21 protein-coding genes are annotated in these 23856 nt (G+C 64.7%); 9 read left to right on the top strand and 12 right to left on the bottom strand.

Annotated features, from left to right (window positions below; translation table 11 throughout):
- Window positions 1-6: 6 nt before the first annotated feature.
- The 7 genes from rocD to ACL9RJ_RS05050 all read right to left on the bottom strand — a co-directional run bounded on the left by rocD (window position 7) and on the right by ACL9RJ_RS05050 (window position 9054).
- Window positions 7-1203 (bottom strand): ornithine--oxo-acid transaminase, encoded by a 1197-nt coding sequence (gene rocD / locus ACL9RJ_RS05080; protein ID WP_422764965.1) that lies wholly within the window; start codon window positions 1201-1203, stop codon window positions 7-9.
- 175 nt (window positions 1204-1378) lie between these two features.
- A complete protein-coding gene (locus tag ACL9RJ_RS05075; RefSeq protein WP_177086840.1) occupies window positions 1379-2497 on the bottom strand; it encodes a succinylglutamate desuccinylase/aspartoacylase family protein in 1119 nt (372 codons plus the stop codon).
- 166 nt (window positions 2498-2663) lie between these two features.
- Entirely contained in the window at window positions 2664-3917 is a 1254-nt protein-coding gene (locus ACL9RJ_RS05070; RefSeq protein WP_103032619.1) for an OprD family porin, read from the bottom strand.
- Between the two features lie 112 nt (window positions 3918-4029).
- Window positions 4030-5673 (bottom strand): ABC transporter ATP-binding protein, encoded by a 1644-nt coding sequence (locus ACL9RJ_RS05065; protein WP_017124710.1) that lies wholly within the window; start codon window positions 5671-5673, stop codon window positions 4030-4032.
- 2 nt (window positions 5674-5675) lie between these two features.
- On the bottom strand, window positions 5676-6554 hold the full coding sequence (locus ACL9RJ_RS05060) for an ABC transporter permease (RefSeq protein WP_042934704.1): 879 nt from the start codon (window positions 6552-6554) through the stop codon (window positions 5676-5678).
- The gene (locus tag ACL9RJ_RS05055; RefSeq protein ID WP_017124712.1) at window positions 6551-7492 is read right to left on the bottom strand and encodes an ABC transporter permease; all 942 of its coding nucleotides are present in this window, start codon (window positions 7490-7492) and stop codon (window positions 6551-6553) included. Before ACL9RJ_RS05055 ends, ACL9RJ_RS05060 begins: the two co-directional genes overlap by 4 nt.
- A gap of 2 nt (window positions 7493-7494) precedes the next feature.
- Window positions 7495-9054 carry an ABC transporter substrate-binding protein gene (locus ACL9RJ_RS05050; RefSeq protein WP_422764963.1) on the bottom strand — a complete coding sequence of 520 codons (1560 nt, stop codon included), beginning with the start codon at window positions 9052-9054 and terminating at the stop codon, window positions 7495-7497.
- A gap of 580 nt (window positions 9055-9634) precedes the next feature.
- Between ACL9RJ_RS05050 and ACL9RJ_RS05045 the strand changes: the two genes are divergently transcribed.
- The gene (locus tag ACL9RJ_RS05045; RefSeq protein ID WP_017124714.1) at window positions 9635-10549 is read left to right on the top strand and encodes a LysR substrate-binding domain-containing protein; all 915 of its coding nucleotides are present in this window, start codon (window positions 9635-9637) and stop codon (window positions 10547-10549) included.
- Window positions 10550-10582: 33 nt separating this feature from the next.
- Window positions 10583-12049 (top strand): serine hydrolase domain-containing protein, encoded by a 1467-nt coding sequence (locus tag ACL9RJ_RS05040; RefSeq protein WP_422764962.1) that lies wholly within the window; start codon window positions 10583-10585, stop codon window positions 12047-12049.
- Between the two features lie 69 nt (window positions 12050-12118).
- On the opposite strand, the gene ACL9RJ_RS05035 is transcribed toward ACL9RJ_RS05040, so the two are convergent.
- Window positions 12119-13111: a GlxA family transcriptional regulator gene (locus ACL9RJ_RS05035; protein WP_422764961.1), complete on the bottom strand. Its 993-nt coding sequence runs from the start codon at window positions 13109-13111 to the stop codon at window positions 12119-12121.
- A gap of 113 nt (window positions 13112-13224) precedes the next feature.
- On the opposite strand from ACL9RJ_RS05035, the gene inhA reads away from it, so the two are divergent.
- From inhA to lhgO, 3 genes are all read left to right on the top strand, one after another.
- Window positions 13225-13911 (top strand): isonitrile hydratase, encoded by a 687-nt coding sequence (gene inhA, locus ACL9RJ_RS05030; RefSeq protein WP_103032620.1) that lies wholly within the window; start codon window positions 13225-13227, stop codon window positions 13909-13911.
- A 458-nt stretch (window positions 13912-14369) separates the two neighbouring features.
- Complete coding sequence (locus ACL9RJ_RS05025; protein WP_017124718.1) at window positions 14370-15080, top strand: FadR/GntR family transcriptional regulator; 711 nt, start codon at window positions 14370-14372, stop codon at window positions 15078-15080.
- 164 nt (window positions 15081-15244) lie between these two features.
- Entirely contained in the window at window positions 15245-16438 is a 1194-nt protein-coding gene (gene lhgO / locus ACL9RJ_RS05020) for an L-2-hydroxyglutarate oxidase (protein WP_177109087.1), read from the top strand.
- A gap of 6 nt (window positions 16439-16444) precedes the next feature.
- Here the strand turns inward: lhgO and ACL9RJ_RS05015 are convergent, their stop codons facing one another.
- Genes ACL9RJ_RS05015 through ACL9RJ_RS05005 form a run of 3 tightly spaced genes read right to left on the bottom strand, consistent with a single transcriptional unit; the run spans window position 16445 to window position 19432 of the window.
- Window positions 16445-16774 (bottom strand): AtuA-related protein, encoded by a 330-nt coding sequence (locus ACL9RJ_RS05015; protein ID WP_218169404.1) that lies wholly within the window; start codon window positions 16772-16774, stop codon window positions 16445-16447.
- Window positions 16771-18123: an acyclic terpene utilization AtuA family protein gene (locus tag ACL9RJ_RS05010; protein ID WP_017127961.1), complete on the bottom strand. Its 1353-nt coding sequence runs from the start codon at window positions 18121-18123 to the stop codon at window positions 16771-16773. The genes ACL9RJ_RS05015 and ACL9RJ_RS05010 overlap by 4 nt, the downstream gene beginning before the upstream one ends.
- A gap of 16 nt (window positions 18124-18139) precedes the next feature.
- The gene (locus tag ACL9RJ_RS05005) at window positions 18140-19432 is read right to left on the bottom strand and encodes a CitMHS family transporter (RefSeq protein ID WP_017127960.1); all 1293 of its coding nucleotides are present in this window, start codon (window positions 19430-19432) and stop codon (window positions 18140-18142) included.
- 133 nt (window positions 19433-19565) lie between these two features.
- Between ACL9RJ_RS05005 and ACL9RJ_RS05000 the strand changes: the two genes are divergently transcribed.
- On the top strand, window positions 19566-20462 hold the full coding sequence (locus ACL9RJ_RS05000; RefSeq protein WP_103032621.1) for a LysR family transcriptional regulator: 897 nt from the start codon (window positions 19566-19568) through the stop codon (window positions 20460-20462).
- On the opposite strand, the gene ACL9RJ_RS04995 is transcribed toward ACL9RJ_RS05000, so the two are convergent.
- Window positions 20463-21377, bottom strand: a complete 915-nt coding sequence (locus ACL9RJ_RS04995) for a LysR substrate-binding domain-containing protein (RefSeq protein WP_422764960.1) — start codon at window positions 21375-21377, stop codon at window positions 20463-20465.
- A gap of 307 nt (window positions 21378-21684) precedes the next feature.
- Between ACL9RJ_RS04995 and ACL9RJ_RS04990 the strand changes: the two genes are divergently transcribed.
- From ACL9RJ_RS04990 to ACL9RJ_RS04980, 3 genes are read left to right on the top strand one after another with little or no spacing between them, the layout of a single operon-like run.
- On the top strand, window positions 21685-22572 hold the full coding sequence (locus ACL9RJ_RS04990) for a TauD/TfdA family dioxygenase (RefSeq protein WP_244861760.1): 888 nt from the start codon (window positions 21685-21687) through the stop codon (window positions 22570-22572).
- Between the two features lie 4 nt (window positions 22573-22576).
- Window positions 22577-23341 carry a sulfite exporter TauE/SafE family protein gene (locus tag ACL9RJ_RS04985; protein ID WP_103032623.1) on the top strand — a complete coding sequence of 255 codons (765 nt, stop codon included), beginning with the start codon at window positions 22577-22579 and terminating at the stop codon, window positions 23339-23341.
- A gap of 10 nt (window positions 23342-23351) precedes the next feature.
- Complete coding sequence (locus ACL9RJ_RS04980) at window positions 23352-23831, top strand: YbaK/prolyl-tRNA synthetase associated domain-containing protein (RefSeq protein WP_177086820.1); 480 nt, start codon at window positions 23352-23354, stop codon at window positions 23829-23831.
- The last annotated feature ends 25 nt before the right edge of the window (window positions 23832-23856 follow it).

Genomic DNA, 23856 nt, shown 5'->3' with positions numbered 1-23856 from the left:
CTCAAGTCAGACCAGTTGTTTGAACACGCGCTCGATGCGCTCCAGGCCCCAGTCCAGCTCTTCGCGACTGATGGACAGCGGCGGCGCGATGCGCAGCACGTTTTCGTGGGTTTCCTTGGTCAGCACCCCCTCGGCCAGCAGCGCTTCGCAGATCGGCCGGGCATCGCGGTCCAGCTCGACCCCGACCCACAGGCCACGCCCGCGGATCTCGCGAATGGCCGGCGAGCCAAGGGCGGTCAGGCGCTCCACCAGGTACCGGCCCAGTTGCGCGCTATTGTCGATCAGGCCCTCGTCCTCCAGCACCTTTAGCGCCTCCAGGCCGATGGCCGCCGCCAGCGGGTTGCCGCCGAACGTGGAGCCGTGGCTGCCGGCATCGAACAGGTCCATGATCGGGTGGTCGGCGACGAACGCCGACACCGGCATGATCCCGCCGCCCAGGGCCTTGCCGAGGATCAGCGCGTCCGGGCGGATGCCTTCGTGCTCGAAGGCGAACCACTTGCCGGTCCGGCCCAGGCCCGACTGGATCTCATCGAGGATCAGCAAGGTATTGGTTTCATCGCACAGCTGGCGCAACTCGCGCAGGAAACCGGCGGGCGGCAGGCGAATCCCGGCCTCGCCCTGGATCGGCTCGATCAGCACCGCACAGGTATCAGCGGTAATGGCCGCGCGGAAGCTCTCGATATCGCCGAAGCGGGCTTCGCTGAACCCGTTGCAGAACGGACCGAAATCGGCCTTGTACGCCGGCTCCGAGGAGAACCCGACGATGGTCGAGGTGCGGCCATGGAAGTTGTTGTCGGCGACGACGATCTTCGCCTGGTTGGCCGCGATGCCCTTGATCCGGTAGCCCCAGCGGCGCGCCGCCTTGATCGCGGTTTCCACCGCTTCGGCACCGCTGTTCATCGGCAGGGCCGAATCGAAGCCGCTGATGCGGCACAGGGTCTGCAGGAAGTTGCCCAGCGGCTCGCTGTAGAACGCCCGCGAGACCACGCTGACCTTGTCGATCTGCGCCATCGCCGCCGCACGGATACGCGGGTGGGCATGGCCGTGGCTGACGGCGGAATAGGCCGACATCATGTCCAGGTAGCGCCGGCCGTCATCGCCGATGGCCCAGACGCCTTCACCCTGGACGATGACCACTTCCAGGGGTGAGTAATTGTGGGCGCAAAAGCGCTTTTCCAGGGTGATCGCCGGATTCGGTTGCATGGGAAAGTCCTGCCAGATAACAAAAAATGAATGGTTTCAAGGATCGCTCCCACGCTCTGCGTGGGTGCGCCGCCCGGGACGCTCCGCGTCCCGCTTCAAGTGCGCCTGGAGTTGACGCGGAGCGTCACGGGATGCACTCCCACGCAGAGCGCGGGAACGATCAGCTATTCGAGGATCAAGCGCTGAGCAACTTGCCGCTGCGAATCGGCGTGGCACCGGAGACCCGGCCCAGGGGATCGCCCGGCTTGACGAAGCGAACGTCGCGACGCATGTACAACACGCCGGTGTTGTGGCTGTTCAGGGTGGTGACCTTGCCGCTGTGCGGGTCGACGATATCGAACAGCGGCTCGCCCGCTTCGATGCGACTGCCGACCGCGGCGCGGTGGACCAGCACGCCGGCGCAGGGCGAATAGAACTGCTCGCTGCCCGCCAGGGGCGTGGCCGGGTTACGCAGTTCCGGCAGCGGTCGCGGGGTGCCTTCGATAGCCCCCAGGTGAGTCAGGTAATCGATGATCGCCGTGGCATCGTGTTCGGCCAGGGCATAAGAAACGTCGCGCTGACCGCGGTGTTCGATGGTCACCGCGACGCTGCTGTCGGGAATCGGGAAACGCGCGCCGAAGCGCTCGCGCAGGTTCAGCCACAGCAGGTACAACGCCTCGTCGAACGAGTTGGCCTGGGAATCGGTCGCCAGCAGGGAAACCTCGGCGCCGATATAGCGGGCCAGGGGTTCGACCGTCGGCCACACCGTTTCCCCGGTGTAGACGTGCATGGCCGCTTCGCGGGAACAATGCAGGTCGAGCACGATGTCGGCATCATGGGCCAGCAGCATCAGGGTGCGCTGCAACGACTGGAACTCATCCATCGGCTCGGCGGCCCGCAGGCACTCGCCCCAGGCCTGGCGAATCAGTTGCCGGTTGGCGTCGATGTCCTGGCCCAGCCGGGACTCGATCTTGCCCGCGATCTCCTGGTAGGGCACCGGGAAACCACGGTTGTAATTGCGCCCGCTGCCCAGCTCGAAACGCCCGCTCGGGGCACCCATGATGTACTGGCTCAGGCCCGCCGGGTTGGCCACCGCCACCAGGACGATTTCGGCATTCAGGCGGTTGGCGTCTTCGAGCTCCGCCAGTTGCCGACGCAACCGGGCGGCCACCAGCAATGCCGGCGTCTCGTCGGCGTGCAGCGCCGCCTGGATGTAGATTTTCCGCGCGGCCCCCAGTGCACCGTAATGCTCACTCTCCACGTGCCTGTGGGTACCCTGTGTCGCTTGCAGCAAGGGGTGTTGATTAAGTTTCATAAACCAGAAGTCTCGATATTCGAGTGACGGATGCCGTGGAAATAGTAGCGAGCAGCGGTGATCACCAGTAAGGGCGGCCAGGGCTATCTCGATCTGTTGTTCCGATCACGACCGCCCCCGCCGGGATCACTCCCACGATGCGCATGGGAGTGATCGGCGGGCCCTGTTACCAGAGGGCGATGGTGTAACCCAGCAGCACGCGGTTCTCGTTGACGTCGTTGAAGTAGTTGCCCTTGGCCAGGGCGTTGCGCCAGCGCATCGACACGCCCTTGAACGGACCGGTCTGCACCACGTAGGCGATGTCCAGGTCACGCTCCCATTCGCGGCCCTCGCCGTTGAAACCGAGGACTTCGGCCGAATCGCCCTTGGCGTACTTGGCGCCGAAGGTCAGGCCCGGCAGGCCGATGTCGGCGAAGTTGTAGTCGTAGCGGGCGTGCCAGGCCTGTTCCCGGGTCTGGGTGAAGTTGCTGAACTGGTACTCGGTGAACAGGTAGGTGATGGAGCCGTCCAGATAGGTGAACGGCGTGGTGCCGTACTGCCGCTGGAAGCCGCCGCCGATACTGTGGCCCTTGTACTGGTAGGTCAGGCGCGTACTCAGGGCACGGTTGTCGACATCACCGGCCAGGCCGGCGCCATCCTTGTCGGCCTTGAAGTAGCGTATGTCGGTTTTCAGCGCGCCCGGCCCCAGGCCGAAACTGTTCTTGAACCCCACGTATTGCTGGTGGTAGATGCTGTCCAGCTCGGCGTAGTGGTAGCTGAGCAGGGTATTGGGGGTCAGCGAGTAGTCGCCGCCGGCGAAGCGGAACTTGTCGCTCAGGGCCGTGCTCTTGTAGACCTTGCTGACGGTGGTCAGCTTCATGTCTTCGTAGTTGGTCGAGTCGCGGTCCTTGGCCTGGTCCAGTTGGCCGAGGCTCAGCTTGAGGTTGCTGATGTCATTGGAGATCAGCTGGGTACCGCTGAACGACTGCGGGAACAGCCGGCTGGTGTTGGGTTGCAGGGTCGGCAGGTCCGGGACCAGGTAGCCCACGCGCAGTTCGCTCTTGGCGAAACGGGCCTTGGCGGTCACCCCCAGCTTGGAATACTCGTCGGACGCGCGCTTGTCGCTGTCGCGCTGCAGCAGCCCGGTGCCGGAACGGTCGGGGCTGGAGTCGAGCTTGACCCCGAGCATGCCGGTCAGGTCCAGGCCGAAACCCACGGTGCCTTCGGTGAAGCCGGACTTGATGCCGAGAATGAAACCTTGCGCCCATTCGTTGCGCATCGACTGCGAGGCTTCTTCACGGTAGTCGCGGTTGAAGTAGTAGTTCTTCAATTCCAGCGCGCCGCTGCTGTCCTTGATGAACTCGGCATGGGCCAGCGACGGGAGGATCCCGCTGCTGACGACGCCCACGCCGGTGATGAGATGAGTCAGGGATTTTTTCATTTTTTTAGCTCCTGGCAGTGTCGAGAGGTAGGGTGTTTTTCTTGTTCTTCGGGCATGGCTTCGCCATTCGCGCAAATCGACGATTTGCGCGGCGGGTGAAGTCAGTCCTGGGTTACAGCGCTAGCGGGACGGGGGCCGGGCGGATGCGATAGCCACCGTTGTCCAGTTTCTCCAGGGGGCTGGCGGCGGCCAGCAACTTGCGGGTATAGGGATGTTGCGGTCGGTCGAAGATCTCGTCGCGACTGCCCATCTCCACCACTCGCCCCTCGCTCATCACCGCGACCCGATGGGCAATGCGCTCCACCGCCGCCAGGTCGTGGGAGATAAACAGGCAGGCGAAGCCGTACTGCGCCTGCAGGCGTTCGAACAGTTCGAGAATCTGCTTCTGGATGGTCATGTCCAGGGCCGAGATCGGTTCATCGGCGATCACCAGCCGCGGGTGACGGACCAGCGCCCGGCCGATCGCCACGCGCTGGCGCTGACCACCGGACAGCTGGTGCGGGAAGCGGTCGACGAACTGCTCGGCCAGGCCGATATCCGCCAGCGTCCTGGTGACCCGTTCGCGCTTTTGCGCGGGAGTCATGCCGGGCACATGGCGCAGCGGTTCGGCCAGGATGTCGCCGATCTTCATGCGTGGATCGAGGGACGAATACGGGTCCTGGAAAATCATCTGGCACTGCAGGCGATGCTCGCGGTTGCCGGCCTTGAGAATGTCCACGCCTTCGAACTCGATGGCGCCGGCACAGGCGCTGTTCAGGCCGACGATCGCCCGGCCCAGGGTGGTCTTCCCGGACCCGCTGCCGCCCACCAGGGCCAGGGTCTCCCCCGGCGCGATGGTCAGGTTGGCCGAATGCACCACGCGCTTGGGCTGGCTGCGCCCCCACAGGCTGCGCGGGCCGGGGTGTTCGATGCACACGTCCCTGACCGTCAGCAACGGCCCATCCGCCTTCGGCAGCTCGGCCAGTTCGCCGCGCCGGGGCAGCGCCTCCAGCAACTGGCGGGTGTACTCGGCCTTGGGCGCCAGCAGGATCTGCTGGATGCTGCCCTGCTCCACCGCGCGGCCCTCGCGCATCACCACCACCTTGTCGGCATAACGCGCCACCAGGGACAGGTCATGGCTGATAAACAGAATCGCCGTGCCCTGCTCGCGGGTCAGCTCCAGCATCAGCTTCAACACGTCCAGTTGCGCCAGGCAGTCCAGGGCGGTGGTCGGCTCGTCGGCGATCAGCAGCGCCGGGCGCAACAGCATCACCGAAGCGAGCATGATCCGCTGACGCATGCCGCCGGAGAACTCATGGGGATAGGCGGCCAGGCAGCGCTCGGCATCCTTGATGCCGATATGACCGAGCATCTCCAGGCTGCGCTGGCGAATCTGCGCGTCGCTCAACAGCGTGTGCAGGCGCAGGCCCTCGGCCATCTGTTCGCCAATGCTCATCGACGGGTTGAGGGAGACCATGGGTTCCTGGAACACCATGCCGATCTTCGCCCCGCGCAAGGCCCGCAGTTGCTCGGGCGTAAGCTGATTGAGGTCATGTCCCTGGAAGCGCACCTGGCCGCCGCAGTGCTCCAGGGGCGGCGGCAACAGGCCGATGGCGGCACGGGCGGCCATGGTCTTGCCGCTGCCGGATTCGCCCACCAGCGCGACGATCTCGCCGGGGGCGATGGTGAAGCTCAGGTCGTTGACCGCCAACGGGCCGTGGCTGCCCACGCGGATTTTCAGCTGATCAACCGCCAGCAATACATCGGTCGTGGTCATGGTCACTTGCTCATCCGCGGGTCGAGACGATCACGCAAGGCGTCGCCACAGAGGTTGAACGCCAGCAGCGCCATGGCGATGCAGGCTCCGGGAAACAGCCCCAGCCAACTGGCCGTGGCGATATACGGGCGGCTGGCCGCCAGCATGTTGCCCCAGGTCGCCGCCGGTGGCGGCACGCCCAGGCCGAGGAAGCTCAGGGAGCTTTCGGCGAGGATCGCCCAGCCGAACATGCTGGTGGCGAGCACACAGACGGGGGCCACGCAGTTGGGCGCGATATGCCGCAACATGGTGTACAGCTCGGAGTTGCCGATGACCCGCGAGGCTTCGACGAACTCTTTCTCCCGCAGCGACAGCACCGTGCCGCGCACCACCCGCACCACCGAAGGGGTGTAGGCCAGGCTCAGGGCGAAGACGATGCCGTACAGGCTCGGGCCGATGATCGCCATCAGGCCCAGGGCCAGCAGGATGCCGGGAAATGCCAGCAAGGCGTCGTTGACCATCATCAGGCCACGGTCGACCCAGCCGCGCAGGAAGCCGGCCAGCAGGCCCAGCAACGTCCCGGCACTGATCGCCAGGGTCACGGTGAGAATGCTGACCCACAGGCTGGTGTGCGCGCCGATCATCAACCGGCTCAACACATCGCGACCATATTCGTCGGTGCCCAGCCAGTGGGCGGCCGTCGGTGCCTGCAAGCGTGCCAGCAGGTTCAGGCTCAGGGGATCGTGGGGCGTCCAGACCAGGCCGAGCAAGGCCATGATCAACAGCACGGCCAGCAGGATCGCGCCGATCAGCGCGTTCAACGGCGGCACACGCCAGGACCTGGAAGCACGCACCGGCGCCGGCAGCAGCACCTCGGGCGCGGCAGGAAGAGGCTTATTCATAACTTAACCCTGGGGTCGAAGAGCGGGTACAGCAGGTCCACCAACAGGTTGACCAGCACATAGACAAAGGTCACCAGCAGCAGGCAGCCTTGCAGCACCGGGTAGTCCCGGGCGTAGATGGCATCGACCATCAGGCGGCCGATACCCGGCAGGGTGAACACGGTTTCCAGCACGGCGATACCGCTGAGCAGGTTGCCGAGGATCAGGCCGATCAGGGTCAGCGTCGGCGCAAAGGAGTTGCGCAGCGCGTGGCGCCACAACACCGCCCGCTCCGACAGGCCCTTGGCCCGGGCATGGGTGATGTACTCCAGGCGCAGCACCTCAATGGCGCTGGCCCGGGCCATCCGCGTGATCGCCCCGAGTTCCACCAGGGTCAGGGTGACGATCGGCAGGACGATGTAGCTCAGGGCCTGCCACGGCGCCGTACCGAACGACACGTAGCCCACCACCGGCAACCAGCCCAGCTTGATACCGAAGGCATAGAGCAGCAGCAGGCCGAGCCAGAAGCTGGGGATCGACAGCAGCAGCGTGGCCGTCGACACCACGCCGAAATCCAGCGTGCTGTTCTGTTTCCAGGCCGACAGCAGGCCGGCGGGCACCGCGATCAGGGCCGCCAGCAGCACCGACACCAGGACGATCCCGGCACTGACCTGGAAGCGCTCGAGGATCAGTGGCAGCACCGCCTCGCTGGTGGTGATCGAATGGCCCAGGTCGCCGCTGAACACGGCCTTGAGCCAGATCACGAACTGCAACGGCAGCGGCTGGTCCAGCCCCAGGGCGGCACGGGTGACTTCCAGGCTGTGGGCGTCGGCCATGTCGCCGAGCATCAACAGGGCCGGATCACCCGGCACCAGGCGGATGATCGCGAAGACCATCAGCGAGATCAGCAGCAAGGTCGGGATCGCCATTGCCAGCCGTTGAACGATGAAACGCAACATCCTCAGTTACTCCCGGACGCAGGCACGCTGACGGTCCACAGCCGCGGCTTGGACACCGGCCAGGTGCGCAGGCCCTGCACGTAATCGCGGGAGGCGGCAATCGCGTTGCCGTTGTACATCGGGATCATCGGTACATCCTTGAGCATCTGTCGATGCAACTGGTCGAACAGCGCCTGGCGCTTGTCGATATCGGATTCACGCTGGGCCTCGCGCAGCCACTGGCGCGCCTCGGGGTTATCCCAGACCTTGCGCGGTTCCTTGTCCTTGTCGCCGGTCACCGAGTCGAAACTCAGGGCCGGGTCCAGGCGCTCGGAATACGGGAAAGCCATCATCTGGTAGTTGCCGGTCTGGTAGCGTTCGAGCTGGGTGCCCCACTCCAGGGTTTCCAGTTCCAGGTTGATGCCGCTGGCCTTGGCCATGGCCTGGACGAACACGCCCATGTCGAAGATCGCGGCGTAGCGCTTGTTGACGATCAGCTTGATCGGCTCGCCCTTGTAACCGGCCTCGCGCAGCAGTTGCGCGGTTTTCGCCGGGTCGAAGTTGAAGCCCAGGTGCTGCGTCGCCTTGTGATAGTGACTGCCGCTGGCGACCATCGAGTTATTGGCCTGGGAGCGTCCCCCCGTGAGCGCGGCGACGATCTGCGCGGAGTCCAGGGCATGGGCGATGGCCTGGCGCAGGCGCACGTCCTTGAGCAGCGGATCACGGGTCTGGAACAGCAGGGCATTGACCGACATGGTGCCGCTGGAGGTGACCTTGATGCCGGAACTGGCGGCCAGTTCGGTAGCGTCCAGCGGGGTGACATCGATCAGCAGGTCGACGTTCTTCGACAGCAATGCCGCCTTGGCCGCCGCCGGGTCCGGAATCACCAGCAGGCGGACGCGGTCCAGGCTGGTGCTCTTGTTGCCGGTGTAACCGTCCGGGGCCTTTTCATCCCGCGGGGTGTAGTTGGCGTTGCGCAGCAGTTCGACATACTGGCCGGGCTTCCACTCACCGAGGCGGAACGGACCGGTGCCGATGGGCGCCTTCCACTGGCCGTCCACCACCGAGTCCGGGTGCAGGATGCCGCTGCCGCCACATTCAGGCAGCGCGGTGCTGGTAAGGAACAGGCCGTTGGGCTTGTCGAGGGTGAACACCACGGTCAGTGCATCCGGCGCACTGATATCGACGATTTTCGCGCCGCCATGGCCGTCGAACTCGGGGGCGCAGCGCCATTGGGTCTTCGGGTCCAGGTAATGCTTCCAGGTCCACAGCACTTCGGCCGAGGTCAACGGCGCACCGTTCTGGAATTTCACCCCATCACGCAGATGGAAGGTGTAGCGCAGGCCGTCATCGGACATCTGCACATCCTTGGCCAGCAGCGGACCGACGGTCGCATCTTCACGGAAGGCCACCAGTCCTTCGGTGATGTGCAGGATGATCGCGTCGGAGTTGGTGTCACGGTTGACTCCTGGCTCGGTGCTGCGAATGTCGGCGTTCAACGCCACCTTCAACAGATTCTCGGCGTGAGCGGTGCCTATCAGCGCAGCTGACAAGGCGCCAGCCAGGATTAAAGTCTTATTCATGATAAATGCACCCTAAATGATCCTTAAGCTCGGGTTCGGACGCTGGCAGGACCCAAGAACAGGCACGGCCGAACACCTCATGATTTGTTGTTGTTTTAATCGCGCTTATCCCATAGGCCGCGGCACTATCGAATCGCTTATAACCTTTCGTTTATCAATAACCGGGTATTGATAATATTTGGTCAGACTCACTGACGCGGGTATTTCCAATCAATGCCCCGACACCGTGTTCATGTTCCGGAACCGATCTTAGAAGCAACCCGAGGAACTTGAGAAGAACGCTCGGAGTGATCGGGATCGGTCCAGGCGATCAACCCCTAGTCCGTTGTGGTCATGGCTCAACCCTACCGAGAAATCGGGCCCTGGAGCGGAAAAAATTGCGATTTCAGTGATCAGAAATACTGAACCTGATCGTCAATACCGATCTTTCAAGGCCAATTCGCATCCGATAAGCTGCGGCCGGTGCATTATTGGACGACCCGGTTTTCGCCCTACAAACAATTCTCATTCGATAATTAACGTCGTGCACACAACAACTGGAACAGCTTGATCAATAACGAACGAAACGAGGCCGACCGTCATGACTCTCACCCATCTTCGCGCGTTCTGTTCCGTGGTTGAAAAGGGCAGTTTCCGTTCTGCCGCACGCCAACTGGATGTCGCCCAAAGTACCCTGACGCAATCGATCCAGACCCTGGAAAAAGAACTCGGCGTGGTCTTGCTGCAGCGCTCGAACCAGGGCATCAACCTGACTCCGGCCGGCGAGGTGTTCCTGATCCGCGCCCGCTCCATCACCCTCGATTGCGAACGTGCCCTGCTCGACCTGCAACCCTGGAAAGGCGAACCCGAAGGCCATATCGCCCTGGGCGTGACCTCCGAGCCCCTGGCCGAATTGCTCCTGCCGGTGCTGAGCAGCTTCACCCAGCGCTTCCCGCGCATGCAGGTGCACGTGGCGAGCGGTTCGACCAAAGGCCTGATCGAAAAGGTCCGCGACGGCCGCCTGGATTTCGTGCTCTGCCCGCTGGCCCCGAATGTCAGCGATATCGACCTGTCCATCGACCGCCTCTACAGCTCCAACGCCGGCATCATCGCGCGCAAGGGGCACCCCCAGGCCCAGGCCCGCTCGGTACAGGCCCTCACCGACTGCCAGTGGATCAGCGTGCGCCCGGCAGGCGTGGTGGGCGGCGCGGAAAACCGCCTGACCGAACTGTTTCGCGCCCAGGGCCTGGCGCCGCCGAAGATCGCCATCACCACCGACTCGCTGCTGGAAACCCTGCACATCGTCTCGGAAACCGACTACCTGACCATCGAGCCACGCATGCTGCCGGGGATGAAACTGTTTTCCAGCGCCCTGACCACCATCGCCATCGAAGAGCCCCTGGCGTCGCGCGATGTCTGCCTGATCAGCCGTCGCGCCTCGCCGCTGACCAGCGTCAGCCAGGAGCTGACCAGCATGCTGATTTCCTATTCACGGCTGGTGCACCGTACCCGCTGATCCACTCCTCCCCCGAAGACGCCGAGCCTGTCCATGCCTAGCGATTGCGCAACACCCACCCTACCCCGCACCTCCCACGACGGCCTGCCCCGCGCCACCCCCGGCAGTGTCGGCATCGATGCCGACCATGTGCGCGCCTTCCTCGACGAAGTCCAGGCCGCCGGCCTCGACCTGCATGGCCTGATGCTGCACCGCCACGGCCATGTGGTCGCCGAAGGCTGGAGCTGGCCCTGCGACCCGAACGAACCCCGCGTCCTGCATTCGGTGGCCAAGAGCTTCACCGCCTGCGCCATCGGCCTGGCCGTGGAAGAAGGCCTGTTGAAGCTGGATGACCGGGTGGCGGCGTTCTTTCCCGAGCATCTGCCGGCCGATGCCGACCCGCGGCTGGCGGACCTGACCGTCGAGCACCTGTTGACCATGCGCACCGGCCATGCCTCGAACACCTCGGGGTCGGTATGGCGCGCCATCGACACCAGCTGGATCACCGAGTACTTCAAGATCCCCCTGGCCTATGCCCCCGGCAACCATTACGTCTATACCAGTGCCGCCAGCTACATGCTCTCGGCCCTGATCAACCGGGTGACCGGACAGACCCTGCACGAATACCTCAAGCCCCGCCTGTTCGTCCCGCTGGGCATCGACAACGAGCGCTGGGCCATCGGTCCCGATGGCGTCAATCCCGGCGGCAACGGCCTGACCGCGCCGGTCTGGGCGATGCTCAAGCTGGCGATCCTGCATGCCCAGGGCGGGATGTGGGAAGGCCGGCGGATCCTGCCGGCGGACTGGGTCGAGGCGGCCACCCGCCCACAAGGTGGCCCGGACAGCCGCTACGGTTACCACTGGGCGATCAAGCCACGCCACGCCTATACCGCCGTCGGCGTATTCGTGCAGATGGCCATGGTGTTTCCCGAATACGGCGCCACCCTCGCCATCGTCGGCGGCATGAAGAATTCCGCCGAGGTGATTCCCTTTATCGAACGCCACTTCCCGGCCGCCTTCGGCAACGACAGGCAACCGCGCCCGGAGGCGGATGCACGACTGCAACAGCGCCTGGCGCGCATGGGCGAAACCCCGGTGCTGGTTTCCAGCGGCGCGCCCTCAGCGGCCCCTTCGGGGGTTTTCGAGGTGCAGGCCAACAACCTCGGCGTCCGCCAGCTGTCCTTTGCCTTTGAAGACAATCTGCTGCGGTTCCAGCTGACCGATACCCATGCCAGCCATGCCCTGGAGGTAGGCATCGGGCAGTGGCTGCGCGGCGTCACCAATATGCCGGGACGGGCCCTGCACCACGGTTACGAATTCAAGGGCGCGCAGATCGTCGCCGGTGCTCGCTGGCTGGATGGCAAGACCCTGGAAATGACCTGGATCTACCCGCAGACCGCGTTTCGCGACCGAGTGCTCTGTGTGTTCGACGGCGATCAGCTGAGCTTCGCCCGCACCGTCAACGTCAACAGTGCCGGGCGCGAACAGGAAGTGTTGCAGGGGCGGCGCATCAAGGTTTGACTCTTGCCACAAACGCGGACGCGGAGCGCCCCGGGAGGCATTCCCACGCAGGAGCGCGGGAACGATCGTTCAGGCGTCCGCTCTCGCCAGCCCGCTGCCACTGAAGCGCTCGCGATAGGCCTGGGGTGTCACACCCAGGGCCCGCAGGAAACTGCGACGCAAGGTCTCCTCGCTGCCAAAGCCGCAGCGGGCGGCGATCCGCTTGATCGGCGTGGCGGTATCGCTGAGCAGGCGACGAGCGCTTTCCACACGGAGGTTCTCGATGGCACGGGCCGGCGTCTGGCCGGTTTCCGTGCGGTAGTGGCGGACAAAACTGCGCTCGCTCATGCCCACCTGTTGCGCCAGGACCGGAATCGACAGATCCATCGCCAGGTGCTCGGCGATCCACGCGTGCAGGTCGCCAAAACGGTTGCCGGACTTCTGCAGGGACAAGGTCGCGCTGAACTGCGACTGACCACCCGGACGCTTGAGAAACACCACCAGGTGCCGGGCCACTTCCAGCGCCATCGACCGCCCCAGGTCCTGCTCCACCAACGCCAGGGACAGGTCGATACCGGCGGTGACTCCGGCGGACGTCCAGACCGGTCCGTCATTGATAAAGATCGGATTGGGCTCGACCTGCAACTTCGGGTATTGCTCGGCCAACTGCTCGCAGCGAGTCCAGTGCGTCGCCACCCGCCGCCCATCCAGCCAGCCGCTGGCCGCCAGCAGGAATGCCCCGGTGCACACCGAGGCGACCCGTCGGGCGCAGGCGGCTTGCTGGCGCACCCACTCCACCAGCAGCGGGTCCTCGGCAGCGGCGTAGGTGCCCCAGCCACCGGCGATGATCAGACTGTCGCAGGGTGTCGTCGCCGCCGGCAGCGGCTCGGCCACCAGCGCCAGGCCGGCCGAACTCATCACCGGCCCGGCCTGGGCGGCAATCACTCGCGGCGCATAGGGCAACGGCAGGCCCTGGGAACGAACCAGATCGTTGGCCGAAGCAAACACTTGCAGCGGCCCGGTGACATCGAGCACCTGCACATTGGGAAAAGCCAGTACCTGAATGATGCGGGGTCTGTTCATGATGATTGGCGTAAAAAGTGGGCTGTATGGCGCATTCGCCAAATGCTACGGGACTAGAGTGAAGCCGTCCACACACGCCGGACCCGCTTATCCCTTCACGAGGAGCTTTCGACATGACGCTGCACATCGGCTTTCTGCTGTTCCCCAACGTGCAACAACTGGACCTGACCGGTCCTTACGATGTCCTCGCCTCGCTGCCGGATGCCAAATTGCACCTGGTCTGGAAAGACCTCGAAACGGTGAAGTCCAGCACCGGCCTGCCCTTCACCCCGACCACCACCTTTGCCGACTGTCCGGCGCTGGACGTGATCTGTGTCCCCGGTGGTGCCGGTGTGGGAGCGTTGATGGAAGATCCCGAGACGCTGGCCTTCATCAACCGACAGGCCGAGCAGGCGCGCTATGTCACGTCGGTCTGCACCGGTTCGCTGGTGCTCGGCGCCGCCGGCCTGTTGCGCGGACGCAAGGCCACCACCCACTGGGCCTATCACGACATGCTGACGACCCTCGGCGCGATAGCCGTGAAGGAGCGCGTGGTCCGTGACGGCAACCTGCTGACTGGCGGCGGCATCACCGCCGGGATCGACTTCGCCCTGACCCTGGTCAGCGAACTGGTGGGCGCCGAGGAAGCCCAGGCGATCCAGTTGCAGCTGGAATACGCACCGGCGCCACCGTTCAATTCCGGTAGCCCGGAAACCGCTCCCGAGGCGATCCTCGCCATCGCCCGGCAGCGGGTGGTGGAATCGCGCCGCCAGCGCGGCCTGATCACCGAACGGGCGGCCGGGCGGTTGGGCTTGCTCTGAGGATCGCGCCCTCCAGATACCTTCCTGGGGGGTGGGAAATACATCGACCTTGCGATTGCCATCGCCAGCAAGCCGGCTCCCACGGGATTCGGGCCAGACAGGGCATATGCGCCAAGCACCAACCCTGTGGGAGCTGGCTTGCCAGCGATTGAGGCCGGTGGGAATTGCATCGATCTTGCGATTGCCATCGCCAGCAAGCCGGCTCCCACAGGATTCGGGCCAGACAGGGCATATGCGCCGACTACCCACCTTGTAGGAGCTGGCTTGCCAGCGATGGGACCATGCAGATCGCTGCAAGCCTCAGGGACCTCATTGCCGGCAGGTCGGCGCCTGCAGGTGATGCGCTGTTTTCAATGGCCTGTTTCCTCGGCTGAACGGCATTGACCATGGCAGCGCGGTGTTGACACGGAAATCCAGCTCGGTCATTGTCTGACAACCTGACTTATGAGCAGACTCCCATGCTTGAACTCCAGCGCCCCGATTCTCTGGTCGAACGGGTCGTCAGCGCCATTCGTGCCGAAATCGAATCCGGTCGCCTCGCGGCCGAATCGCGCCTGCCCACCGAACAGCAGCTGGCCGAACAGCTGAATGTCAGCCGTTCCGTGGTGCGCGAAGCGATTGCCCAACTCAAGGCCGACGGCATCCTCGTTGCCCGTCGCGGCCTCGGCTCGTATATCTCGCAAACCCCTGCCGGGACCGTGTTCCGTTTTCCGAAAGGCACCGGGCGCAACACCGACCTGGCGCAGATGTTCGAAATGCGCCTGTGGATCGAGACCCAGGCCGCCGCCATCGCCGCCCAGCGCCGTGATGCCGGCGACCTGCAACGCATGCGCGACGCCTTGCAGGAAATGCACGACAAACGCACCGACTTCGCCGCCGCCGCCAGTGCCGATGTGGCCTTTCACCGGGCCATCGCCGAGGCCAGCAAGAACGACTACTTCGTCGCCTTCCACGATTTCCTCCGCGGGCAACTGGCCGAAGCCCGGCGCACCGCCTGGGAAAACTCGGCGACGCGTTCGGTAGGCGGCTCGGCCGACGCCGGCCGGGAACACCAGGCACTGTTCCAGGCCATCGTCGACGGCGATCGCCAGGCCGCGGCAGCCTGTGCCGAAGCCCACCTGCGAGCGGCGGCCAAGCGCCTGCAACTGGAGTTGCCTGCGATGAATTGAACTGTAGGCGCTGGCTTGCCAGCGATGAGGCCACTGGGAGTTGCATCGATCTCACGGCCGCCATCGCCGGCAAGCCCGCTCCCACAGTGGGTGGTGTGATTTTTTATGGATTGATTAGTCTGACAACCTGATAACAAGACCTGCACTGAAAGGGTGACTGAACCATGATCTACGACTTTTGCATCATCGGCGGCGGCATCGTCGGCCTGGCCACGGCCATGGAACTGCTCAAGCGCCAGCCCGGCGCCTCGCTGGTGATCCTGGAAAAGGAAGCCACCCTCGCCCGCCACCAGACCGGGCACAACAGCGGGGTCATCCACGCAGGCATCTACTATGCCCCCGGCAGCCTCAAGGCCGACCTGTGCAAACGCGGTGCCCAGGCCACCAAGGATTTCTGTCGGGAGCACGGCATCCGCTTCGAGGTCTGCGGCAAAGTGCTGGTGGCCTCCACGCCCCTGGAAGTCCAGCGGATGGATGCCCTGTATGAGCGCTCGCAACTCAACGGCCTGAAGGTCGAACGCCTCGACGCCGATGAACTGCGTCGCCGCGAACCGAATATCGTCGGCCTCGGCGGTCTGTTCCTCGATGCCACGGGGATCGTCGACTACCGGCAGGTCTGCGAGGCGATGGCACGGGTGATCCGCGCCGGTGGCGGGGAAATCCGCCTGGAAAAGACCGTCACCGCGATCCGGGAAAACACCGACAGCGTCACCGTCAGTACCGAGGATGACGTCTGGCAGGCCCGCAAGCTGGTGGCTTGTGCCGGCCTGCAGTCCGACCGCCTGGCAACCCTGGCCGGGATCCCCATCGAACACCAGATCATCCCGTTCCGTGGCGAATACTTCCGCCTGCCGGCGTCGAAGAACGACATCGTCAACCACCTGATCTATCCGATTCCCGACCCCGAACTGCCGTTCCTCGGCGTGCACCTGACTCGTATGATCGACGGCAGCGTGACGGTCGGCCCGAATGCGGTGCTGGGACTGGGCCGGGAGAACTACCGCAAGTTTTCGGTCAACTGGCGGGATGTCGCGCAGTACGCCAGCTTCCCCGGCTTCTGGAAAACCATTTGGCAGAACCTCGGTTCCGGCAGCGTGGAAATGAAGAACTCACTGTTCAAGCGCGGCTACCTGGAACAGTGCCGCAAATACTGCCCGTCGCTCACCGTCGAGGACCTGCAGCCTTACGAGGCCGGTATCCGCGCCCAGGCAGTGATGCGCGATGGCAGCCTGGTGCATGACTTCCTGTTCGCCGAAACGGCGCGCATGGTCCATGTCTGCAACGCGCCGTCACCGGCCGCCACCTCGGCCATGCCCATCGGCGAGATGATCGCCGAACGGATTCTCGCGCCGAGGTAAGCCGGTCTAGTCGTCCAGCTGCACAGGCATGTCGAGCAGCGCCGAGCCCAGGCTCTTGCCGTGGGCATCCAGGGCCAGGGAGCGGGTCACGCCGCCACGCAGGATACCTGGCAAGACGAAATTCAGCGCCTGCACACCCGGCAGCTCATGACGGCGCACCGGCCCGGCGGTCGGCTCGCGCAATTCGGCGAACCAGGCCGCGACCCGCTCCGCCGTCAGCCATTGGCGCAAACGCGGATAGTCTTCGGCGCGATAGGCGATTACCGAGATGTTCGAGGTGTCGCCCTTGTCGCCCGTGCGTGAATGGGCCAGGGCCCGCAGTACCACCGTAGTCATTGCAGATCCTCCAGATGAACCCGGGCACCAAGACGTTCCCGCGGCAACAGCAACGACGCCACGGCCACCACCTGGCGGACACTCTTGCTGGCCCCGCCGCCGCCCGAGGGTCCGTTGGTGTACAGGGTCTCCACCTCATTGCCGATACGCACGGCATCGGTCCGCCGCGCACAACGGGCGGCCACCCGCAGGCGGACTTCCCAAGGCTCGCTGTCGACCCGACTGCCGAGGCGTTCGCCATGCAGCGAATCGACGCCCATCAGTTCGGCCCGCACCTCGTCCATCTCGACACCGATGATCTGCAAGCGCTCCAGCACCACTTCCCGCGCCAGTCGCGCCCGGGCCAGCGCTCCGGGACCGCCGTAGGACATCTGCCCTTCGCCGATCCAGCCATCCAGGTAACCGACCGAAACCTTCAGCGAGTCCGGTCGTGGCAGCCCCGTGGCGCCCTGCACCGCCACCCGGTCCGGGCCCTGATCGAGAAAACTCACCTGGGAGAAATCGGCGCTGACATCCGGAGTCAGGTACGCCGCCGGATCATGCACTTCGTAGATCAGTTGCTCGGCGCACGTCGCCCGGTCCACCCGACCACCGCTGCCGGCGACCTTGGTGATGACCGCCAGGCCCTGTTCATCGACCTCGGCCAGGGGGAAACCCAGGCGTGCCAGGCCAGGCACATCCTTCACCCCGGGATCGGCAAAATAGCCGCCGGTAATCTGCCCGGCACATTCGAGCAGATGACCGACCAGGGTGCCCCGCCCCAGGCGTTGCCAGTCATCCGCCGCCCAACCGAACGCGAACAACTGCGGGGCGAGAAACAGCGAAGGGTCGGCGACCCGCCCGGTAATCACCACATCGGCATCCGCCGCCAGGGCCTGGACGATACCCTCGGCGCCCATATAGGCATTGGCGGAAATCAGTCGCTCGCCCAACTGCTCGACCCGCAGGCCGTTGTCCAGCAGCCGGCCGGGCTCGGCCTGCAGGATCGCCAGCACGTCGTCGCCGGTGACGGCGGCTACCTTGAGCTTCGTCAGGCCCAGTTCAAGGGCGATCCGCCGTACTTCCCGAGCCGCCGCCAACGGGTTGGCGGCGCCCATGTTGGTGATGATCCGCAGCCGCCGCGCATTGCCGGCGACAAAGGGCAGCACCCGCTGCATGCGCTCGCGCAGCAGGGGATCGTAGCCCGCCTCGGGATCGCTCAGCCGCGCCTGTTGCGCCAGGGCAATGGTCCGCTCGGCCAGGCATTCGAATACCAGGTAATCCAGCTCGCCCTGGGCCGCCAGTTCCACGGCCGGTTCGATACGGTCGCCGGAGTAACCGGCACCGGAACCGATACGCAAGGTTTTCATCGCAAAGTCCTTCATGTCAGAAGACGCCCAGAAGCAACGCCGTCAAGGTCATCAGCACCGAGGCGGCGAACAGGAACGGAATGGTGAAACGCTGGTGATCGGCCAGTTCGATCTTGCACAGCCCTACCAGCAGGAAGGTCGCCGGGGTCAGCGGGCTGACCGGGAAGCCGGTGGTGTGTACCCCGAGCAGCGACGCCTGGGCCACCTGCAACGGCTCCACGCCGAGGGCCTTGCCGACTTCGGCGATCACCGGCATGACGCCGAAGTAGAAAGAGTCCGGATCGAACAGCAGGCTCAGCGGCATCGACAGGAAGCCCACCACCGCCGGAATCAGCTTGCCGTGCCCGGCGGGAATCTGCGCCACCGCCACTTCGGCCATGGCCTTGAGCATGCCGGTGCCCTGCATGATCCCGGTGAACACCCCGGCCGCCAGGAGAATGCTGGCCATGGTCAGCGCGGTCTTGGCATGGGCATCGATACGGGCGCGCTGGGCGTCGACGTTCGGATAGTTGAGGCACAGCGCGACCACCGTGCCGAGCATGAACATCACCACCGGGTCGACCCAGCCGGCGATCATCACCACCATCACCAGCACGGTCAGCAACAGGTTGGCCCAGAACAACCGCGGCCGACGCAGGCGCTCTTCCTCCGCACCGATCACCCGGGTGGGCACGCTGTCCACCGCGGCGCCCGCGCCGAGCCCGAGGCGACGCTCTTCACGACGCCCCAGCCACCAGGCGCTGGCGAAGACAAACAGCAGGCCGACGATCTGCACCGGGATCAGGGGCTGGAACAGGTCCGCCACCGGTACGTGCAGGGCCGCCGATGAACGCAACACCGGGCCGGTCCAGGGCAGGAAGTTGACCCCGGCGGCCATGGCCGCGACACAGGCGAGGATCCGTCGATCGATACCCAGCCGCGTGTACAGCGGCAGCATCGCCGGGACCGTCACCAGGAAGGTCACCGCGCCCGAACCGTCGAGGTGTACCAGCAAAGCCAGGAGCGCGGTGCCCATGACGATACGGGTCGGCCGCGTGCCGACGGTGCGCAGGATGCGGTCGATGATCGGGTCGAGCATGCCGGCATCGGTCATCACCCCGAAGAACAGGATGGCAAAGACGAACATCCCCACCACCGGGGCGACGTTCTTGATACCGGTGACGATAAAGGCACTGGTCTGCAGGCCGAAGCCACCGAGCAACGCGGCAATGATCGGCAGGGCAATCAGGGCAACCAGGGGCGAGAGGCGCTTGCTCATGACAGCGGCAAGCAGACAGAGAATGGTGATGACACCCAGCGTGGCAAGCATGGGAAGACTCCAGTGAGCCGCCCCGACAGGCGAGTGGCCCGGGGGTGGACGGTTATTGTTTTCCCTGGAGTATTGGAACGCGGTTAAGCTTTGTAAATTGGAATGTTCACCGCCTTATGTTCGGAAAAACAGAATGAAGAACTCCATCCAGCATATCCGCGCTTTTCTTACCGTGGCCCGTACCGGCAGCTTCACCCGGGCGGCGGACGAATTGCACCTGTCGCCCTCGGCACTGACCGTGCAGGTCCAGCAACTGGAAGACTGGCTCGGCGTCGCCCTGCTCGAACGCAGCCCGCGCCAGGTCAGCCTGACCAGCGCCGGACAGCAGGCCCGGGGGCCGATGGAGAAGCTGCTGCTGGACCTGGACAATATCGTCAGCGGCTCCCGCGACCTGGCCAGCCTGCAACGCGGGGTGGTGACCATCGCCGCCCTGCCGTCGATCTGCTCCGGCGCCCTGCCGCCAGTACTGCGCACGTTTCGCGAGGCCTTTCCCGGCGTCGAAGTGCGCCTGCGCGATGTGGTCGCCCAACGCATCGATGCGCTGGTGCGGGAGAACGAGGTGGATTTCGGCCTGGGCGTGCGGGCCCGGCTCAATCATGGCCTGGACTTCGAAGTGGTGATGGTCGACCGGCTCTGCCTGTTCGTGCCGCAGCAGCACGCGCTGGCGCGGAAAAAACGCGTGCGCCTGTCGGACCTGAGCGGCCAGCCGATGATCCTCACCGGGCGCGACAGCAGCGTGCGCGAACGGGTCGAGCAGTTGTTCGACGAGCAAGGCCTGGCCCTGGTGCCGGGACTGGAGGCCAACTACATGTCCACGGTACTGGCCCTGGTGCGCCAGGGCCTGGGCATGACGCTTCTGCCGGAATCGGCGGATGACGGGCTCCATGGGCTCAGGCGACTGCCGGTGGAACACCCCGGCGTCAGTCGCGAGATCGGCCTGATCACTCGCAGTGGCCAGACCCTGGGACCGGCGGCGGCGCGCTTCGTCGAGTTGGTGCGCGGCCGTTTCGGCGAAACACCGCCGGCCTGATCAGGCCCGACCGACGTTGTCGCCAAAGGCGCGGATCAGGTCCAGCAGCATCTTCACCCGCAGCGGCAGGTTGCCGGCCGGGTACACCGCATGCATCTGCGGATTCTCGCCATGGCTGGACGTCAGCCGGTACTCGGGACAAACCCGCACCAGCCGCCCGAGTTCCACCTCGGGCTCGGCCAGCCAGTCCGCCAGCCGGGCAATGCCCACCCCCGCCAACGCAGCCTGAAACACCGCCGCGCCGGAGCTGAAGCGAAATTTCGGGTGTACCCGGAAGCTGATTGCCTGCTGCTCGCTGCGAAAATTCCATTCTTTAAGAATCCTTGGGGCGGTGTGCAGGATCAACGAATGGGTTTCCAATGCCTCTATCGAATCTGGCGTGCCACGGCGCTCCAGATAAGCGGGACTGGCATACAGATGACGGGCATAGCTCCAGAGCGGAAAACCGATCAGGTCGCTGGACTGCGGAAAGGCACCGCGGATCGAGAAGTCCAGCTTGCTCTTGGCCGGGTCGATGGTTTCGTCGGTGAAGATCACGTCGATATTCACCTCGGGATAGCGCTCGCAGTACTGCGCGATCAGTCGCGGCATCACCCCGTGACCGAGAAACTCCGGGGCTGAAAGGCGGATCCAGCCGGTGGCCAGGCCGCTGATGCCGGCCAGGTCTTCATCGGCTTCACGTTGCAGATCCAGCATTTTGTGGGCATGGGGCAACAGGCGCTCACCGGCCTCGGTCAGGCTCACCGCATTGGCCGAGCGATTGAACAGCTTGACCCCGGCACTTTCCTCAAGGGCCTGAATGGCACGGGTCAGCGAGCTTGGCGAGCGTCCCAGGGTACGCGCCGCGGCAATAAAACTGCGCTTGCGCGCCACGGTCGCGAACGCTTCGAGCTCACCCAACATATCCAGCGCCATTCCTGACCTCGTTGCACTTTTCACAATGTGGCATTGCAACACAAAAACGCCCCTTCCGTTAGCCTGCGCGCTTAACCCACAGGGACGTAGGCATACAGGAGCAAAGGACGTGTCAAAGCTGGATGAAACAGTCAGGAAATCGGCCTCCCGGATCAGTGAAGAAAGCCAGCAATGGCTGGCCCCTAAACCGCCGGCATCCGCTTTGTCGGCCTTGCCCGAAATTCACATTTCGTTCGCCGAGCATCAGCAGTTGAATGAAGCCCTCGCGCACCGCGCAATCACTGACAGTGCTTCGGGTATAGCACAGATGCCGGCGCTCGCCCGGCTGCTGGAGACGGTGCTGGGCGCGGAGAAACGCCAGGTGCTGCGCGACTTCCCCCGCTCCCGCGACGTGGCCCTGATTGTCCGCGGCCTGCCGGTCGACCCGGGGTTGCCGGCCACGCCCTACGACGCCGAACCCGGTATCGAACAGGTGCCGGTCCTGGCCGGCGCGATCCTGTCGGTCCTGGCGATGTTGGAAACCCGGCCAGTGGGGTATGAAGGAGAAAGCGACACCACGGTCTTCCGGCATGTCTCGCCCAAGCAGGAACACGAAACCACCACCAGCTCGTTCGGCTCCCGCCTGGGCCTGGGCATGCATGTCGACAACCCGCACCTGCCGCTGACCTGCGAAGCGGTCACCGGTTTGTCGGCCTGCCCCGAATACCTGAGCCTGACCGGCCTGCGTTGCGAGCTGGACGTGCCTACGCGCATCGTCGCCATCCAGGACGTGCTGGACAGCCTGCCCGACTTTGTCGAGCAGGAACTGCAACAGCCGAACTTTGCCATTCGCCGGCCGGACTCGTTCGGCAAGCAGGGCAATGTCCTGGAAAGCGTCCCGCTGCTCTACAGAACCCCATCCGGCGGCCTGCACTGCCGCTACAACAAAGCCAGCGTCACCGCGACCACGGCCAATGCGGACGTTGCCCTGCAATTGTTCGAGGCGGCCGCCAACCACCCCGATGTCACCCGCCACATCCTGCTCCAGCCCGGCGACATGCTGATCTTCAAGAACCAGCAGACCTTGCACGCCAGGGACGGTTTCGCCCCGCGCTATGACGGCCGCGACCGCTGGATGATCCGGGTATTCGGGGTCGACGACGCAGCCCGCGTGGTGCCGCTGGACCCGACTCAACCCTTTATTGTCAGAGCCTGATTTCATGGTCGATATCACCCTCCTTTGCGTCTTCGCCTTCTGTGCCGGCCTTATCGACGCGGCGGTCGGCGGTGGCGGACTGATCCAGATCCCCGCGTTGTTCAACGTGCTGCCCACGGCCCCGCCGGCCGCGCTGCTGGGGACCAACAAGGTCGCCGCGGCGTGTGGCACGACCTTCGCGGCGCGGTCATTCGTACGCAAGGTGGTGATCGACTGGGGGCTGGTGATCCCGGCGGCCTGCGCGGCCTTTGTCATGGCCTTCTGCGGCGCGGCGACGGTCTCGGCCGTGCCGCAATCGGTGATCCGCCCGGCGGTGCTGGTGCTGATCGTGCTGATGGCGCTCTACACCTTCTGGAAAAAGGACTTTGGTGCCCTGCACAAGCCCATGCGCATCGGCACTCGGGAAAAGCTCCTGGCGATCCTGATCGGTGGCGCCATCGGTTTCTACGACGGGCTGTTCGGCCCCGGCACCGGCAGCTTCCTGATCTTCCTGTTCATCCGCTGTTTCGCCTTCGACTTCCTCCATGCCTCGGCCTCGGCGAAACTGGTGAACATCGCGACCAACGTCGCCGCGCTGGTGTTCTTCATCCCCACCGGCAACGTGCTGTACCTGGTGGCGATTCCCATGGCGCTGTTCAATATCCTCGGCGCCCTGACCGGCACCTGGCTGGCGGTGCACAAGGGAGTGCCCTTTGTCCGCGCGCTGTTCCTGGTGCTGCTGGTCATCCTGATCAGCAAGCTCTCCTATGACCTGATCACGCAAATCTGAGGAACGCTCCATGTATCCGATCTTCGATCAACTGGTCAGCCTGCTGGACGCCCATGCCGCCAGCTACCGTGTCTTGCTGCACGACGCCGAGGGCCAGTCGGCGCGGGTCGCGCAGATCCGTGGCACCGAACCGGGCCAGGGCGCCAAGGCCATGCTCTGCGCCCTCAAGGGCCAGGCCGAGCGTTATGCCCTGGCCATCCTGCCGGGTGACCAGAAGCTCGACATGAAAAAACTCGGCGCCGCCCTGGGCGGGAAAAAGGCCGAACTGGTGAAGGCCGAAACCGCGATGGCACTGACCGGTTGTCGAATCGGCGCGATTCCGCCGTTCGTCTTCGATGAGCGGATCCAACTGATCGTCGACCCCGCCCTGCCCCGTCGTTATGAGGAAATCGCCTTCAATGCCGGGCGCCTGGACGCCTCCATGGTCCTCGCCACCCGCGACTACCTGGCGATTGCCAAGCCGCAATTGCTGGATATCAGCCAGGAATAACCCCCTTCGATTGCGAAACAGTCCA

The sequence above is a fragment of the Pseudomonas sp. Mn2068 genome (assembly GCF_049319725.1).
GTDB classification, from domain to species: Bacteria; Pseudomonadota; Gammaproteobacteria; order Pseudomonadales; family Pseudomonadaceae; genus Aquipseudomonas; species Aquipseudomonas gingeri.
The sequence above is the reverse complement of the archived record's forward strand: the minus strand, read 5'-3'. Positions and strand labels throughout refer to the sequence as shown.